The sequence below is a fragment of the Sphingopyxis sp. JAI108 genome (assembly GCF_013410105.1).
Classification (GTDB): domain Bacteria; phylum Pseudomonadota; class Alphaproteobacteria; order Sphingomonadales; family Sphingomonadaceae; genus Sphingopyxis; species Sphingopyxis chilensis.
Genome location: NZ_JACCCJ010000004.1, coordinates 266,843 through 282,927 on the forward strand (window position 1 = coordinate 266,843; position 16,085 = coordinate 282,927).

Below are 16,085 nucleotides of genomic sequence, written 5' to 3' on the forward strand. Positions count from 1 at the left end.
AACTTCGCCGGGCGGCTGCGCCGCTGATCCGTCAATGTCGGGGGGTGGAGCGGTGGTTCAATAATAGTCCTGAAGCGGCTTTACTTCAAGACTGTGCGCGCGGAGCGCCCCGATCGCCTGCGTCGCGGCATCGCTCGCCGCCGCCGTGGTATAATAGGCGATGTCGGCGGCGAGAGCGGAGGCGCGGATCGATTGCGAATCCTGCAAGCTCTGCCACCCCTCGGTCGTGTTGAAGATCAGCTGCACGTCGCCGTCCTTGATCCGGTCGACGATATGCGGGCGGCCTTCGGCGACCTTGTTGACGCGCTCCACGTCGATCGCCTGGCCCGCCAGATAATCGGCCGTGCCGCCGGTCGCGATGACCTTCCAGCCCCAGTCGGCGAGCTGTTTAACCGCGCCGACGATGCGCGGCTTGTCGCTGTCCTTGACCGATACGAAGACGCGGCCCTCGGTCGGCAGGCGGTCGCCCGCGCCGAGCTGCGCCTTGGCGAAGGCCAGGTTGAAGTTGCTGTCGATCCCCATGACTTCACCGGTGGACTTCATCTCGGGGCTCAGTACCGGATCGGTGCCGGGGAAGCGCGCGAACGGGAAGACCGCTTCCTTCACCGCGACATGTTTGATGTCGCGGTTGATCCTGGGCAGGTCGGCCAGCTTTTCGCCCGCCATCACGCGCGCCGCGATCTTGGCGATCGGCGAGCCGACCGCTTTCGCGACGAAGGGCACGGTGCGGCTGGCGCGCGGGTTGACCTCGATCAGGTAAACCTCGTCGCCCTTGACCGCGAACTGGATGTTCATGAGACCGCGCACCTCCAGCGCGCGCGCAAGCGCGTCGGCCTGCCGCTCGATCTCGGCGATGATATGCGCCGGCAGGCTGTACGGCGGGATCGAGCAGGCGCTGTCGCCCGAATGGACGCCGGCTTCCTCGATATGCTGGAGCACGCCCGCAACCACCACGTCGGTGCCATCGCACAAGGCATCAACATCGACCTCGATCGCGTCGCGCAGATACCGGTCGATCAGCACCGGCGAGTCGCCCGACACCTGCACCGCAGTCTCGATATAATTTTCGAGCTGCGCCTGATCGTCGACGATCTCCATTGCACGGCCGCCGAGGACGTAAGAGGGGCGTGTCAGCACCGGATAGCCGATGCGCGTCGCGACCGCGATCGCCTCTTCGCGGCTGCGCGCGATGCCGTTTTCGGGCTGTTTCAGGCCGAGCTTGTTGACCAGCGCCGCGAAACGCTCGCGGTCTTCGGCGAGGTCGATCGCGTCGGGCGAGGTGCCGAGGATCGGGATGCCCGCGTCGGACAGCGCCTGCGCGAGCTTGAGCGGCGTCTGGCCGCCGAACTGGACGATCACGCCGGCGAGTTCGCCCCTCGACATTTCGACGTGCAGGATCTCCAGCACATCCTCGGCGGTGAGCGGCTCGAAATAGAGGCGGTCCGACGTGTCATAGTCGGTCGACACCGTCTCGGGATTGCAGTTGACCATGATCGTCTCATAGCCCGCCTCTTCCAATGCGAAGCAGGCGTGGCAGCAGCAATAGTCGAACTCGATCCCCTGCCCGATCCGGTTCGGGCCGCCGCCAAGGATGACGACCTTTTTGCGATCCGACGGGTTCGCCTCATTTTCGGGCTCGCCAAAGGTCGGGGCTTCATAGGTCGAATAGAGATAGGGCGTTTTCGCAGCGAACTCGGCGGCGCAGGTGTCGATCGTCTTGAACACCGGCCGCACGCCGAGCTTGTGGCGAAGCTTGCGCACCTCGCCCTCGGTGACGCCGCCGGTCATTGCCTTCACCGCCTCGTGGATCAGCCCACTGCCGCGCGCGGTCGCGCGACGCGTGCCGGGCTGGAGGTTCGCCGACTGGAGCGCGAGATAGGCCAGGCGCTTGTCCGAAAAGCCCATCGCCTTCAGCTTGCGCAGCCCCTCGGCGTCGCGCGGCAGGCCCTCGCGGCACACCTCCTGCTCGGCCTCGACGATTTCGGCGATGCGTTCGAGGAACCACATGTCATAGCCCGCGACGCGGTTGATCTCCGCAAGCGGGAGGCCTTCGCGGATCGCCTGCGCGGCGTTGAGCAGCCGATCGGGGGTGCGCTGCGCCAGTTCGTTGCGCAACTGGTCGTGCGTCGCGCCTTTCAGCCGCTCGACGAAGTTGAACCCGGACAAGCCGGTCTCCAGCCCGCGCAGCGCCTTCTGCAAGCTTTCGTGGATCGTGCGGCCGATCGCCATCACCTCGCCGACCGACTTCATCGCGGTCGACAGCGTCGCCTCGGCACCCTTGAATTTCTCGAAAGCAAAGCGCGGAATCTTGGTCACGATATAGTCGATGGTCGGTTCAAACGACGCCGGGGTCACCCCGGTGATATCGTTCATAATCTCGTCGAGCGTGTAGCCGACCGCCAGCTTCGCCGCGACCTTCGCAATCGGGAAACCCGTAGCCTTCGACGCCAATGCCGACGAGCGCGACACGCGCGGGTTCATCTCGATCACGATCAGGCGGCCGTCCTTGGGATTGACCGCGAACTGGACGTTCGACCCGCCGGTTTCGACCCCAATCTCGCGCAGCACCGCGATGCTCGCGTTGCGCATGATCTGATATTCCTTGTCGGTCAGCGTCAGCGCCGGCGCGACGGTGATGGAATCCCCGGTGTGGACGCCCATCGGATCGACATTTTCGATCGAACAGATGATGATGCAATTGTCCTTGCGGTCGCGCACCACCTCCATCTCATATTCTTTCCAGCCGAGGAGCGATTCCTCGATCAGGACTTCGGTGGTCGGCGAGGCGATCAGGCCGCCGCGGACGATATGTTCGAACTCCTCGCGGTTATACGCGATGCCGCCGCCGGTGCCGCCCATGGTGAAGCTGGGGCGGATGATCGACGGCAGGCCGGTGCGTTCGAGCACCGCAAACGCCTCGTCGAGCGTGTGCGCGATACCCGATCGCGCGCTTTCGAGCCCGATCTTGTCCATCGCGTCGCGGAACTTGATCCGGTCCTCGGCCTTGTCGATCGCCTCGGCATCGGCGCCGATCATCTCGACGCCATATTTCTCCAGCGTTCCGTCGTTGAACAACGCCAGCGCGGTGTTGAGCGCGGTCTGCCCGCCCATCGTCGGCAGCACCGCATCGGGGCGCTCCTTCGCGATGATCTTCGCGACGATCTCGGGCGTGATCGGCTCGACATAGGTGGCGTCGGCCAGGTCGGGATCGGTCATGATCGTCGCCGGGTTGGAGTTGACGAGGACGATGCGATAGCCCTCCTCCTTCAACGCCTTGATCGCCTGCGTCCCCGAATAATCGAACTCGCACGCCTGACCGATAACGATCGGGCCGGCGCCGATGACGAGGATGGATTGGATGTCGGTTCTTTTGGGCATTATTTTATCAGATCCAGTATATCATCTAGCAGGTTCAAGACCTTATCGATTCCCCATTCCAAGGATTTTTCCTTGAATTTAGCCAAGAGTTCCCTGAAAAATTTCCAAAGGACTTCATACACCGCTTGGCGCCTGATCGTTTCTCCCCGCATAAGCTCACGAGCGGATTTCGCTTCGGCTATATATCGCTGACGATCAGAGCCAGCCGACACGGCTATTTCATTATTATGGCTCAAGTCATCGATTACCGTGTCAAGGACACCGCTAATCTCTTTGCCTTCGGGAGAATTGTGAAGAACCGTTACCGTGCGATCAGCTGCCGGAATAACTACTTCATATTCTCCTGACCGAGTCTCACCTGCCTCAGAAAGCTCTCGCCTGAGATCTTTCCAAAAATCATCATTGCTTATGACCTTTTTGTAAAAGGAATTCGCAATGTCATCTATACTTTTATATATTCCACCTTGCGCACATAGGTTATCGAATATTTCGTTTACCCTATTCTGGTCAGCGGATATTATAATTCCAGCGTATCTATCATCAGAGTAGTTTATTACCCCCATAGTTCCGAGCGCTTTTGCAAGTTTATCGGAAACACCTTGATCAAATTTAACCGCATAATATTCTTCAAGATTGCTTTGTAGTCCGTCAATACTATCAGGGAACGAAAAATTGTGCCCTTCATAGGCAAAGCGATAAATCGTTGCCGCAACGAGATAGTCCAACGCACTCGCCATCTCAATTTCCTGCCGAAGAGCTTGCTTTTTTGAGTAGCACTATCACGTCAACCCACCCACAAACTTCTCGAACAGATAGAAGCTGTCCTGCGGCCCCGGGCTCGCCTCGGGGTGATATTGCACGCTGAACGCCTTCTTCCCCGTGATCGCGATGCCGCAGTTCGATCCGTCGAACAGGCTCTTGTGCGTTTCGACCACGCCGCCCGGCAGCGTCGAGGCATCGACCGCGAAGCCGTGGTTCATGCTGGTGATCTCGACCACGCCGTCGGCAAACTCGCCGCCGACGCGCTGAACCGGATGGTTCGCGCCGCGGTGACCCTGATGCATCTTCACGGTCTTCGCCCCCGCGGCGAGCGCGAGCAGCTGGTGGCCGAGGCAGATGCCGAATATCGGGACATTGCGTTCGAGCAATCCCTTGATCACCGGCACCGCATAGTCGCCCGTCGCCGCCGGATCGCCGGGGCCGTTCGACAGGAACACCCCCGCGGGGCGCAGCGCGACGATCTCTTCGAGGCTGGTTTTCGCGGGCACCACGGTGACGCGCGCGCCGGCTTTCACCAGATTGCGGAAGATATTGTCCTTCGCGCCATAATCGACCGCGACGACGTGGGGCCTCTTGTCCCCCTCCCGCTCGCGGGAGGGGTTAGGGGAGGGCATGTCGGACACGGCAGCGTCGGAAACAGGCCCTCCCCCGACCCCTCCCGCAAGCGGGAGGGGGGAATTGGCGTAGCCCTTCCCCAAAGCCCAAACCCCCGCATCCCAGCTACCCTGCCGCTCGCGCGTCACGGTCTTGGCGAGGTCCATGCCCTCCAGTCCCGGCCAGCCCTGCGCCAGCATCAGCAGCTTGTCGATGTCGAACTTGCCCTCGGGATGATGCGCGACAACACCGGTCGGCGCACCGCCGTCGCGGATACGGCGGGTCAGCGCGCGCGTGTCGATGCCGGCAAGCCCGATCAGCCCCTGCGCCGCCATCCATTCGGGCAGCGTCTGCACGCTGCGGAAGTTGCTCGGCAGCGTCGGCAGTTCGCGCGTGACGCAGCCGATCGCGGCGCGCTTTTCGCGCTCCATATCTTCGGGATTCGCGCCGACATTGCCGATGTGCGGAAAGGTGAAGGTGATGATCTGGCCAGCGTAAGACGGGTCGGTCAGGATTTCCTGGTAGCCGGTCATCGCGGTGTTGAAACAAATCTCGCCTACACCCGCGCCACTCGCGCCATAACCGATCCCCCACAGGATCGTGCCATCGGCAAGGACGAGAACGCCAGTTGCGCCAGATGGCTGGGCTTTGGGCGCGGCAGAGGGGTTGGCTGGTGCCATTCAACATGCTCCGGACGGGGGGCTAAACGGCCGACCAAGTAGGCGGCAAAAAAGTGATTCACAAGCTATCGGATTTGGAATCTTGGCGCTAGAGAGGGCCTTTCCGAAATTTGCAGCGCATGGGGACACGTATGATTCGTGACGACATCAAGGCTGCGCAGGTCGCCGCGATGAAAAGCGGCGACAAGGCGCGGCTCGGCACCATCCGGCTGATGCTGGCCAAGATCAAGGACAAGGACATCGAGCTGCGCACCGGCACCGCGCCGGCCGACGACGATGTGCTGGTCACCGACGTCTTGCAGAAAATGGTCAAGCAGCGCCGCGAATCGATCACCATGTACGAACAGGGCGGGCGGCAGGAACTGGCCGATATCGAGGCGGCCGAAGTCGCGGTGATCGAGGACTTTCTGCCCGCGCAACTCTCCGACGACGAGGCGATGGCGGCGATCAAGGCGATCGTGACCGAGCTGGGGGCGGAAAGCCTGAAGGATATGGGCAAGGTGATGGCCGCGGTGAAGGACCGGCTCGGGAGCCAGCTCGATATGAGCAAGGCTAGCGGGTGGGTTAAGGCGGCGCTGGCCTGAGGCAACATGCCCTCCCCTAGCCCCTCCCGCAAGCGGGAGGGGGACATGCGGACGGCGAACGCTTATTCTCCCCTCCCGCTTGCGGGAGGGGTCGGGGGAGGGCCTGTTTGGACAAGGGCTACAAACGACCGACTGCGAGATCGCGCGAGCTAAGACTGAACGCTACCGAAGCTGAACGGAAGCTATGGGCGCAACTGAGCGCCCGCAAGATCGCCAGCGTCCGCTTCAACCGGCAATTCCCTATCGGCCCGTTCATCTGCGATTTCGTCTCGCGATCGGCAAAACTCGTCATCGAAGTCGATGGCGGGCAACACGCGGTTGATGTAGAAAAAGATCAGGCGCGGACGAGCTATCTTGAAGCACAGGGATATCGAGTGATCCGGTTCTGGAACAATGATGTGTTAGAACGGATTGAGGGCGTCATCGGCGAGATCGAACGCGTGCTTGCGGACATGCCCTCCCCCGACCCCTCCCGCAAGCGGGAGGGGAACTAATTGAGCCTTACCCCGCAATGGCTGGACGAACTGCGCTCGCGGATCACGCTGTCGACGCTCATCGGGCGGACGGTGAAGGTTACGCGTGCGGGCCGCGAATATAAAGCCTGCTGCCCCTTCCATAACGAGAAAACGCCCAGCTTCACGATCAACGACGAGAAGGGCTTCTACCATTGCTTCGGCTGCAGCGCGCATGGCGATGCCATCCGCTGGATGACCGACCAGCGCGGACTGTCGTTCATGGATGCGGTGAAGGAACTCGCCGCCGAGGCCGGGATGGACGTCCCCGCCCCCGACCCGCGCGCGGCGAAAAAGGCCGAGGAGGCGGCGAGCCTCCGCGATGTCGTGCAAGCCGCCGCCGACTGGTTCACGCAGCAGCTTGGCAGCAGCAATGGCGCCCCGGCGCGCGAATATCTGGCGAAACGCGGCATTTCGGAGGCGACGCGCAAGGCCTTCGGCTTCGGCCTCGCGCCCGAGAGCCGCAGCGCATTGAAGGAAGCGCTCAAGAAGTTCCCGACCGCGATGCTCGTCGAATCGGGGATGCTGATCGCGGTCGAGGACAAGGAGCCCTACGATCGCTTCCGCGGCCGGTTGATGATCCCGATCCGCGACGCGCGCGGGCGCGTGATCGCCTTTGGGGGACGCATTTTGGGCGACGGCGAGCCCAAATATCTGAACTCGCCCGACACGCCTTTGTTCGACAAGGGGCGCACACTCTACAACCTCGACAAGGCGAGCCCCGCGTCGCGGCAGACGAACCGGATCATCGTCGTCGAGGGCTATATGGACGTGATCGCCCTCGCCGAAGCGGGGATCGCAGATGCCGTCGCGCCGCTCGGCACCGCGCTCACCGAAAACCAGCTCGGCATGATCTGGCGCATGGTTCCTGTACCCGTCCTTTGCTTCGACGGCGACAGCGCCGGACAGAAGGCCGCGATGCGTGCCGCAATGCGAGCGCTTCCCCTGCTCCGCCCCGGCTTCAGCCTGTCCTTCGCGACGCTTCCGGGGGGGCAGGATCCCGACGATATCGTCCGCGCGCGCGGCGCGGCGGGCTTCGCCGAAATCCTCGAAAGCGCGCAGCCGCTCGTCGAGCGCCTGTGGGCGCATGAAGTCGCGGCCGGTCCGCTCGCGACCCCCGAGGAGCGCGCCGCGCTCAAATCGCGCCTGCTCGCGCACGCCGACGCGATCCAGGATGCCGACGTGCGCCACCATTACCGCGAAGCCTTCCGCGAGCGACTCGACACATTGTTCGCGCGCAAACAGCCCGAGCGCGCACAGCGCCAACCGTGGACGCCCAATCCCCCGCGTGGCGGGTTCGGCGGAGGACGCCGCTTCGGCCCCGACCCGCGGCTGCAACCTCCGGCCGACGAGACGCGTTCCATCGGGCAGGCCGGTATTTCGGCGCCGTACATCGCGGCGCTGATCGGCGGATTGCTGCGTTATCCCGAGGCGCTTCGCCGCAACGAGGAAGCGTTGACGCGGCTGCCCGTGAGCGATTCCGGCGACGCCGAACTGCTCGGCATAATGCTTGACAGCGCAATGTGCCGCGAAGGGCTTGATTGCGAGGGGTTGCTTGCCATATTGGAGCCAATGAAAGTGTATAATAGGGCGACGACATTGCTCAGAGCCGACGGAATGCACTTCTCGTTCAATCGCAGGCTGGAAAGCAGTGACGAGGCCGCAGCGGCGCACGAGACCGCGCTTCGCGACCTCGACGAATATATCGGCGTGCTGGTCACCCAGCCCGAAATCCGCGAGCGGCTGGCACAGGCCACCGCGGATTTTCAGCGCACGATGGATGACGAAGGCCTGGCGCGACAGCAGAAGCTGCGCGCCATGGATGAGGATCTGACCCGCCGCCTGGCCGCGCTGTCCGAAAACAGCAGCCAGTAACGACCAGTAATTGCCCTTTCAGGCAGGAAGAATAGATGGCCACCAAGAACACCGAAGCCGACACCGACGCCCCGCTGATCGACCTCAACGAGGCCGACGTCAAAAAGCTGATCGCGCGTGGCAAGAAGCGCGGCTACCTGACCTATGACGAGCTCAATGCGGCGCTGCCGCAGGACGAGATGTCGTCGGAGCAGATCGAAGACATCATGTCGGCGATTTCCGACATGGGCATCAACATCGTCGAAAGCGACGAGGATGTGCAGGAAGAGGCCGAGCAGGAAACCGACGACGAAGTCGATGTTTCGGCCGGCACCGGTTCGGTGTCGAACCCCGCGATCGAAAAGAAGAAGGAAACGGTCGATCGCACCGACGATCCCGTTCGCATGTACCTGCGCGAAATGGGCGCGGTCGAATTGCTCAGCCGCGAGGGCGAAATCGCGATCGCCAAGCGCATCGAGGCCGGCCGCGACACGATGATCCTCGGGCTGTGCGAAAGCCCGCTAACCTTCAACGCGATCATCGAATGGTCGAACGCGCTCAACAACGGCGACATGCAGCTGCGCGAGATCGTCGATCTCGAAGCGATGCTGTCGAAGGATCCCGCGCCCGAAAACCTCGATGAGGAAGGCGCCGAGGACGACGGCGAGATCAGCGAGAAAACCGCCGGCGTGTCGTTCAAGGACGAGGACGAGGTCGAGGAAGAACCTTCTGCCGACGGCGACGACGAGGACGGCGAGAGTTCGTCGGGCAAGCGCGAAAGCTTCGAAGAGGATGAGGAAGACAACACGCTCAGCCTCGCCGCGATGGAAGAGCTGTTGAAGCCCGACGCGCTCGAAAAATTCGCGAACATCACCAAAAGCTTCAAGGCTTTCTCGAAACTGCAGGACGCGCGCCTCGAATCGCTTTCGGGCGGCGAGGAATTTCCCGCGGCGTCGGAAAAGAAATATCACAAGCTGCGCGAGGAACTCACCGCGCAGGTCGAAAGCGTGCAGTTCCACGGCACCAAGATCGAATATCTGGTCGACCAGCTTTACAGCTACAATCGCCGCCTGACCGCGCTCGGCGGCCAGATGCTGCGCCTTGCGGAGCGCCACAAGGTGCCGCGCAAGTCGTTCCTCGACAATTATGTCGGGCGCGAGCTTGAGGAAAACTGGCTCGATCAGGTGTCGGGTCTCGACAAGAAATGGGCCGCCTTCGCCGAGAATGAAGCCGGCGCAGTCGACCGCATCCGCATCGAAATTTCGGAAATCGCGCAAGCCGCGGGCATGAGCCTGACCGAATTCCGCCGCGTCGTGAACATGGTCCAGAAGGGCGAGCGCGAAGCGCGCATCGCCAAGAAGGAAATGGTCGAGGCGAACCTGCGCCTCGTGATCTCGATCGCGAAGAAATATACGAACCGCGGGCTGCAGTTCCTCGACCTCATCCAGGAAGGCAATATCGGCTTGATGAAGGCGGTCGACAAATTCGAATATCGCCGCGGCTACAAATTCTCGACCTATGCGACTTGGTGGATCCGCCAGGCGATCACCCGCTCGATCGCCGATCAGGCCCGCACGATCCGCATCCCGGTCCATATGATCGAGACGATCAACAAGCTGGTGCGCTGCAGCCGCCAGTTCCTCCATGAAAGCGGCCGCGAGCCGACCCCCGAGGAAATGGCCGAGCGTCTGTCGATGCCGCTCGAAAAGGTCCGCAAGGTGATGAAGATCGCCAAGGAGCCGATCAGCCTCGAAACGCCGATCGGCGACGAGGAAGACAGCCACCTGGGCGATTTCATCGAGGACAAGAATGCCGTGATCCCGGTCGATGCCGCGGTGCAGTCGAACCTCAAGGAAACGGTCACCCGCGTCCTTGCGTCGCTCACCCCGCGCGAGGAGCGCGTGCTGCGCATGCGCTTCGGTATCGGGATGAACACCGACCACACGCTCGAAGAGGTGGGACAGCAGTTCAGCGTGACGCGCGAACGTATCCGCCAGATCGAGGCGAAGGCGCTCCGCAAGCTGAAGCATCCCTCGCGGAGCCGCAAGATGCGCAGCTTCCTCGATCAGTAAGCACCCTCGGTAACCTTCTGACGACATTCATCGAATTTTGACGGCGGCCGGTCTAACCGGTCGCCGTTTTTTCATGCGTCCCTTGTAGGAGGATGCCTGCCGCCCATATCGGCGGCGCTCTCCCCCGAGTTCACCGCCATGAAAAACGATACGATATGATGGTGTCATTTCCCGACTGATGGGACAAATTCCCGATCCGCGCGTCACCTCTAGGATGACGCCCGGGTCAAATCGGCCGGAAATCCACGCATCCGCATAATTGGCACGCCCCTTGCGAAGCATGGGACACGAGCGCGGGGCAGAGCCCGCAGCCAAAGGGAAAGACGAAGAAATGCAGAACGAAACCACCAATCTCTTCCGCCGCCGCGACACCTTCTTCGGTATCTGCGAGGCCGTGGGCCAGGATTTCGGCTTCAACCCGCTGTATCTGCGTCTCGCGTTCATCGCGCCGCTCTTCTTTTTTCCCGCCCAGACCTTCATGGCCTATTTCGCGCTCGGTCTCGTCGTGCTCGCATCGCGGCTGATCTTCCCTGCGAAACACGCTGCTGGCCAACCCGCGCTGACGGCGATCGAAGCCGACGCGCCGAAAGCCGAAAAGACCCCCGAAAAGACGGGAGAACTCGCGCTCGCAGCTTGAGCGGACCCGGCCGGACACCTCTCTCCCCGCCCGGCCCGTCCGTGCAGATGGCGCCCCCCCGGCGCCATCTGCACGGGACCGGCAAGCTTCCTCGCGGGGCTTGCCGGTCCCTTCGTCGTTCCGCGCTGTCCCCGCCTGAAACAGTCGCGTCATAAATCCGTCCCCGCTTATAAACGCGTCGTTTACGACGTTGTCCTATGACCGATCGCTGTAATGCCATTGGCTTGGGTGCGCGCGCCCTTGCCGCAGCGAGGATCGAGCGTTGAGCCAGTCCCCCCAGCCCAAAACGCCGACACGCGGCGTCGCCGAACTGCTCGATTCGCTGGTCGCCAGCGACGGCACCGGCGCGCATCCGCACGTCCGCTCGGGCGCGCTGTCGAGCGGCCCCGAGGCGATGCGCAATCTCGCCGATGCCGTGCACTTCCTCTGCCTCCTCCATGGCCGCCATCCGGGCGTGATCGACAATGCCGCGCGCAAAGCGGTCGATCCCGCGTCGCGCCGGTGGATGGACGAGGCCGCCGACGCCTTTGTCCAGGAACGCGCCTTCCTGTCGAAGATCGCCTCGGCGGTCGGACCCGTGCCCAGCACCCAGGGACAGGCGCAGTGCGAGGCGGCCGTCGCGGCGCAGCGCAAGGCGATCGACATGCTTGCCGAATCGGATCGCCACGGCTGCGCGCTCGGCGCCGCAATCGCGCTGACGCTCGACTGGCGGACGATACGCGTGCTGCTCGACATCAGCGCGCTGCGGCTCGATCTGGTGCCGCCGACCTGCACGCTGCCCGACCTGCCGGGCACCGCGCGGCTCGCCGCGATGGTCGCCGATACCCCCGCGATCGAGCGCGCGATGGTGTTCGGTGCGCAACAGCTCATCACGCAGCACAGCGGCCTTTGGGACCTGATGGCCGCGCGGGCGGCAAGCCGCCTCCACCCTTGAAATTTGATCCCTCCCTGTGGCGAAGCCATGGGGAGGTGGCAGCGCGAAGCGCCGACGGAGGGGCTATGGCGCCGCCCCTCACCACTCGCTCCGCGACAGGGAGGATTTTGATTGCGGCGCCCCTCCGGCTTGCGCGCATCTTCCTCCGTCGCTATGCCAGCTTGACGTTCACGTTAAGGGAAAGGCAGCAGCCGATGCGCTTCGAAGGCACCAGCGCCTATATCGCCACCGACGACCTGAAGGTCGCGGTCAACGCCGCGACCTTGCTGCGCCGCCCGTTGCTCGTGAAGGGCGAACCCGGCACCGGCAAGACCGTGCTCGCCGAGGAGATCGCAAAGGCCTTCGACGCCCCGCTGATTACCTGGAACATCAAGTCGACGACGAAGGCACAGCAGGGCCTTTACGAATATGACGCGGTAGCGCGCTTGCGCGACGGCCAGCTCGGCGATGAACGCGTCCACGACATCCGCAACTATATCCGCAAGGGCAAATTGTGGGAGGCGTTCACCTCGCCCAAGCTCCCTGTCCTCTTGATCGACGAGATCGACAAGGCCGACATCGAATTCCCGAACGACCTGCTCCAGGAACTCGATCGCATGGCGTTCCATGTCTATGAGACCGACGAGACGGTCACCGCGAAAGAACGCCCGATCGTCGTCATCACCTCGAACAATGAAAAGGAACTGCCCGACGCCTTCCTGCGCCGCTGTTTCTTTCACTATATCAAATTCCCCGACCGCGACACGATGGCCGCGATCGTCGAGGTCCACTTCCCCGGCATCCAGAAGACGCTGGTCAGCCGCGCGATGGACATCTTCTACGAAGTGCGCGAGGTGCCGGGCTTGAAGAAGAAGCCGTCGACGAGCGAACTGATCGACTGGCTCAAGCTGCTGCTCAACGAGGACATGCCGCTCGAAGTCCTCCAGAACCGCGACGTCGGCAAGGCGATCCCGCCCTTGCACGGCGCCTTGCTCAAGAATGAGCAGGATGTGATGCTGTTCGAAAAGCTCGCCTTCATGGCGCGCCGTCAGGGCAGCTGAGACCAGTTCGTCATTGCGAGCGTAGCGAAGCAATCCAGGACGTGGCAAACTGCTCTGGATTGCTTCGCTACGCTCGCAATGACGAGATTAAAGCTGGTAAGCCACTTCGACATCGCCCCAGCGGCGCCCGCCGATGATCGCGGGCATATAGACGTTGCGCACGGTCAGGTAATTGATGCCGTCGCCTTCCTGACGATAGACGGTCATGAAGAAAGGTGCGGTGCTGCGCTTGGCCGCCATGTCGGTATCGTCGAGCAGGATGCGGCCGTTGCGGCAATGCGCCGTGTCATGCTCGAGGTCGCCGGTCGGCGCGCGTGAGCATTCGGTGATGTGCGTCGGCAGAAAGCCGTTCATGTCGCCCGCCGACGACATCTTGATTTCGGGGTGGCTCGCGACGATGCGGTCGAACAGCGGGCGCCAGTGGGCGTCGGCCCAGTCGCACAGGCTCGTGCGGAAGCGTTCGGGGTTCGAGTTCGGCACGCGCACATAATCGGCGTCGAAAAGCTGATCCATCGTCAGCTCGCCGCGCGCGATCGCCTTTTCGGCAAGGCCCACGAATTCGTCGCGCACCTTCGCGGCGAGTTCGACGATCGCCGAATCCTGCGGACTGACCCCCGCGGAGATCACCGCGTTGAACATGCGGTTCGACACATGCTCCATCGACAGGATCGAATCGCGCGTGCCCTCCAGCGTCGAACTATTGTCGCGTACCGAATTCACCACCAGATCGAGCGCCTCGCGCACTTTCGCACCATTGGCATGGACCATCGCGCTCGACTGCGCGATGCGGTCGCTCTGGTCGTCGAGCAAGGCGACGAGATGCGTCGCGTCGTGGAGCGCGTCGGTGATCGTTTCGAACTGCGCCTCGGCGCGGCTCGACTGTTCGACCCCCGACTGGATTTCAGTGACGAGCCCGCTCGCCTCGGCGGCGAGGCTTCCGATACTGCGGCGGATCTCGTCGGTCGCGCCGCGCGTGTTCTGCGCGAGCTTCTTCACCTCGGCCGCGACGACGGCGAAGGTCCGGCCGGCATCGCCCGCGCGCTCGGCCTCGATCGCGGCATTGAGCGCGAGCATGTTGGTCGTCTTGGCGATCGATTCGATCGACTGGCTGACCTGCTGGACCTGCTCCATCACCGCGGCGAAATTGGTGACATGCGTGCCAAGCCGCGCGACGAGGTCGATCACCGAGCGGAATTCGCTGACCGCGGCGTTGACGCGCTCGGCGCCGGTGTCGAGCTGTTCGCAGGCGCGCGCCGACAGCAGTTTCGCCTCGTCGGTCGAATCGGCGATCTGGCGCTGGTCTGCCTCGAGGCTGACGACATATTCCTCGAGCCGACCAAGCTCGCCGATTTGCCGTTCCATCTGGTCGGTCGCACGTTTGATCCGCCCTGCGGCGTCGCTGCACCCGACGGCGAGCTCGCCGCAGTCGCTCGCGACCGACTGGTCGAGGATCTGTGCCTCCGGGTTGATCGGATCATATTTCATTGGCTTGCCCGCGTCCCTGAATGATCGCGAAGCTATGCCCAACATTGGTTAACGGGGGGTCAATGGGTGGATGCGCGGATATGTCGGTTTTGGGGTGGTGAGCTGACCCTTGTGCACCCCGGCGAAAGCCGGGGCCCAGTGCGGAAATATGCCGGGTTAGCGTCATCTTTCTGGACCCCGGCTTTCGCCGGGGCACAGATCTCTATCGGCAACCTCCGGTCGCTTCCGGTCAGTTGCACACCGGCGGTCCAGATGTTGCCTCCCGCCGCTTTACGTGAACGTAAAGTGATTGCACGCACCGCGCGAACGCGATACGCCTGCGCCATGTTTTTCGGCTTTCTCGACGAGCTTCGCGCCGCGGGCATTCCCGCCAGCCTGAAAGAGCATCTGATGCTGCTGGAGGCGCTCGACCGCGAGGTGATCGACCGCAGCCCCGAGCAATTCTATTATCTCAGCCGCGCGATTTACGTGAAGGACGAGGGCCTGCTCGACCGCTTCGACCAGGTGTTCAACAAGGTCTTCAAGGGCATCATTTCGGATTACGGTCAGAACCCGGTCGATGTCCCGGCGGACTGGCTGAAAGCCGTTGCCGAGAAATTCCTGACCCCCGAGGAAATGGCGGCGATCGAATCGCTCGGCGACTGGGACAAGATCATGGAGACGCTGAAAGAGCGGCTCGAGGAACAGCAAAAGCGCCACGAGGGCGGCAGCAAGTGGATCGGCACCGGCGGCACCTCGCCTTTCGGCAATTCGGGCTATAATCCCGAGGGCGTGCGGATCGGTGGCGAGAGCAAGCACAAACGCGCGCTGAAGGTCTGGGAAAAGCGCGAGTTCCAGAATCTCGACAACACCAAGGAGCTCGGCACCCGCAACATCAAGATCGCGCTTCGCCGGCTGCGCAAGTTCGCGCGCGAGGGCGCGGCGGACGAGCTCGACATTCCGGGCACGATCGACGGCACCGCGCGGCAGGGCTGGCTCGACATCCAGATGCGCCCCGAACGGCGCAACGCGGTCAAGCTGCTGCTGTTCCTCGACGTCGGCGGATCGATGGACCCTTTCATCAAGCTGTGCGAGGAACTCTTCAGCGCCGCGACGACCGAATTCAAGAATCTCGAATTCTTCTATTTCCACAATTGCCCGTACGAAGGCGTGTGGAAGGATAACAAGCGCCGCTGGTCCGAACGCCACCAGATGTGGGACATTCTCCACAAATATGGCCATGATTACAAAGTGATCTTCGTCGGCGACGCGTCGATGAGCGCCTATGAAATCACCCATCCGGGCGGCAGCGTCGAGCATTTCAACGAAGAATCGGGCGCGGTCTGGCTCCAGCGCATCACCCATGTCTATCCCGCCGCGGTGTGGCTCAACCCGGTGCCCGAGGCGCATTGGGGCTACACCCAGTCGGTCAAGCTGATCAAACAGCTGATGAACGACCGCATGTATCCGCTGACCCTCGCCGGCCTCGACGATGCGATGCGCGAGCTGACGCGCAAGCATTGATCCACAGTTTCATTTAATCGTCATTGCGAGGG

Annotated in this window: 12 protein-coding genes; 8 read left to right on the plus strand and 4 right to left on the minus strand. The window is 62.7% G+C overall.

Translation table 11 applies throughout. The features are described 5' to 3' along the window. Positions 1 to 57 precede the first annotated feature (57 nt). From carB to carA, 3 genes are read right to left on the minus strand one after another with little or no spacing between them, the layout of a single operon-like run. Positions 58 to 3,378, minus strand: a complete 3,321-nt coding sequence (gene carB, locus HDC29_RS17590; RefSeq protein WP_179499579.1) for a carbamoyl-phosphate synthase large subunit — start codon at positions 3,376 to 3,378, stop codon at positions 58 to 60. Next, positions 3,378 to 4,115: a hypothetical protein gene (locus HDC29_RS17595; RefSeq protein WP_179499580.1), complete on the minus strand. Its 738-nt coding sequence runs from the start codon at positions 4,113 to 4,115 to the stop codon at positions 3,378 to 3,380. The genes carB and HDC29_RS17595 overlap by 1 nt, the downstream gene beginning before the upstream one ends. A gap of 42 nt (positions 4,116 to 4,157) precedes the next feature. Further along, positions 4,158 to 5,432, minus strand: a complete 1,275-nt coding sequence (gene carA / locus HDC29_RS17600) for a glutamine-hydrolyzing carbamoyl-phosphate synthase small subunit (RefSeq protein WP_179499581.1) — start codon at positions 5,430 to 5,432, stop codon at positions 4,158 to 4,160. A 131-nt stretch (positions 5,433 to 5,563) separates the two neighbouring features. Here carA and HDC29_RS17605 point away from each other — a divergent pair, with 131 nt between their 5' ends. The 7 genes from HDC29_RS17605 (at position 5,564) to HDC29_RS17635 (ending at position 13,065) form a co-directional block, all read left to right on the plus strand. Further along, on the plus strand, positions 5,564 to 6,016 hold the full coding sequence (locus HDC29_RS17605; RefSeq protein WP_179499582.1) for a GatB/YqeY domain-containing protein: 453 nt from the start codon (positions 5,564 to 5,566) through the stop codon (positions 6,014 to 6,016). Between the two features lie 107 nt (positions 6,017 to 6,123). Then, a complete protein-coding gene (locus HDC29_RS17610) occupies positions 6,124 to 6,510 on the plus strand; it encodes an endonuclease domain-containing protein (RefSeq protein WP_179499583.1) in 387 nt (128 codons plus the stop codon). Continuing rightward, positions 6,511 to 8,403, plus strand: a complete 1,893-nt coding sequence (gene dnaG, locus HDC29_RS17615) for a DNA primase (RefSeq protein WP_179499584.1) — start codon at positions 6,511 to 6,513, stop codon at positions 8,401 to 8,403. It abuts the gene before it with no gap. A 35-nt stretch (positions 8,404 to 8,438) separates the two neighbouring features. Beyond that, positions 8,439 to 10,454 (plus strand): RNA polymerase sigma factor RpoD, encoded by a 2,016-nt coding sequence (rpoD, locus tag HDC29_RS17620; protein WP_179499585.1) that lies wholly within the window; start codon positions 8,439 to 8,441, stop codon positions 10,452 to 10,454. Between the two features lie 331 nt (positions 10,455 to 10,785). Next, positions 10,786 to 11,091 (plus strand): PspC domain-containing protein, encoded by a 306-nt coding sequence (locus HDC29_RS17625; protein WP_179499586.1) that lies wholly within the window; start codon positions 10,786 to 10,788, stop codon positions 11,089 to 11,091. A 262-nt stretch (positions 11,092 to 11,353) separates the two neighbouring features. Beyond that, a complete protein-coding gene (locus HDC29_RS17630) occupies positions 11,354 to 12,025 on the plus strand; it encodes a hypothetical protein (RefSeq protein ID WP_179499587.1) in 672 nt (223 codons plus the stop codon). A 194-nt stretch (positions 12,026 to 12,219) separates the two neighbouring features. Further along, positions 12,220 to 13,065: a MoxR family ATPase gene (locus HDC29_RS17635; protein ID WP_179499588.1), complete on the plus strand. Its 846-nt coding sequence runs from the start codon at positions 12,220 to 12,222 to the stop codon at positions 13,063 to 13,065. An 87-nt stretch (positions 13,066 to 13,152) separates the two neighbouring features. Here the strand turns inward: HDC29_RS17635 and HDC29_RS17640 are convergent, their stop codons facing one another. Further along, positions 13,153 to 14,550 (minus strand): methyl-accepting chemotaxis protein, encoded by a 1,398-nt coding sequence (locus tag HDC29_RS17640; RefSeq protein WP_257018358.1) that lies wholly within the window; start codon positions 14,548 to 14,550, stop codon positions 13,153 to 13,155. A gap of 324 nt (positions 14,551 to 14,874) precedes the next feature. Between HDC29_RS17640 and HDC29_RS17645 the strand changes: the two genes are divergently transcribed. After that, the gene (locus tag HDC29_RS17645; protein ID WP_058804284.1) at positions 14,875 to 16,053 is read left to right on the plus strand and encodes a VWA domain-containing protein; all 1,179 of its coding nucleotides are present in this window, start codon (positions 14,875 to 14,877) and stop codon (positions 16,051 to 16,053) included. The last annotated feature ends 32 nt before the right edge of the window (positions 16,054 to 16,085 follow it).

Bases quoted from the DNA above. Each gene is read 5' to 3' on its own strand.
- carB (WP_179499579.1), bottom strand. From the start codon at position 3,378: ATGCCCAAAAGAACCGACATCCAATCCATCCTCGTCATCGGCGCCGGC.
- HDC29_RS17595 (WP_179499580.1), bottom strand. From the start codon at position 4,115: ATGGCGAGTGCGTTGGACTATCTCGTTGCGGCAACGATTTATCGCTTT.
- carA (WP_179499581.1), bottom strand. From the start codon at position 5,432: ATGGCACCAGCCAACCCCTCTGCCGCGCCCAAAGCCCAGCCATCTGGC.
- HDC29_RS17605 (WP_179499582.1), top strand. From the start codon at position 5,564: ATGATTCGTGACGACATCAAGGCTGCGCAGGTCGCCGCGATGAAAAGC.
- rpoD (WP_179499585.1), top strand. From the start codon at position 8,439: ATGGCCACCAAGAACACCGAAGCCGACACCGACGCCCCGCTGATCGAC.
- HDC29_RS17625 (WP_179499586.1), top strand. From the start codon at position 10,786: ATGCAGAACGAAACCACCAATCTCTTCCGCCGCCGCGACACCTTCTTC.
- HDC29_RS17635 (WP_179499588.1), top strand. From the start codon at position 12,220: ATGCGCTTCGAAGGCACCAGCGCCTATATCGCCACCGACGACCTGAAG.
- HDC29_RS17640 (WP_257018358.1), bottom strand. From the start codon at position 14,550: ATGAAATATGATCCGATCAACCCGGAGGCACAGATCCTCGACCAGTCG.
- HDC29_RS17645 (WP_058804284.1), top strand. From the start codon at position 14,875: ATGTTTTTCGGCTTTCTCGACGAGCTTCGCGCCGCGGGCATTCCCGCC.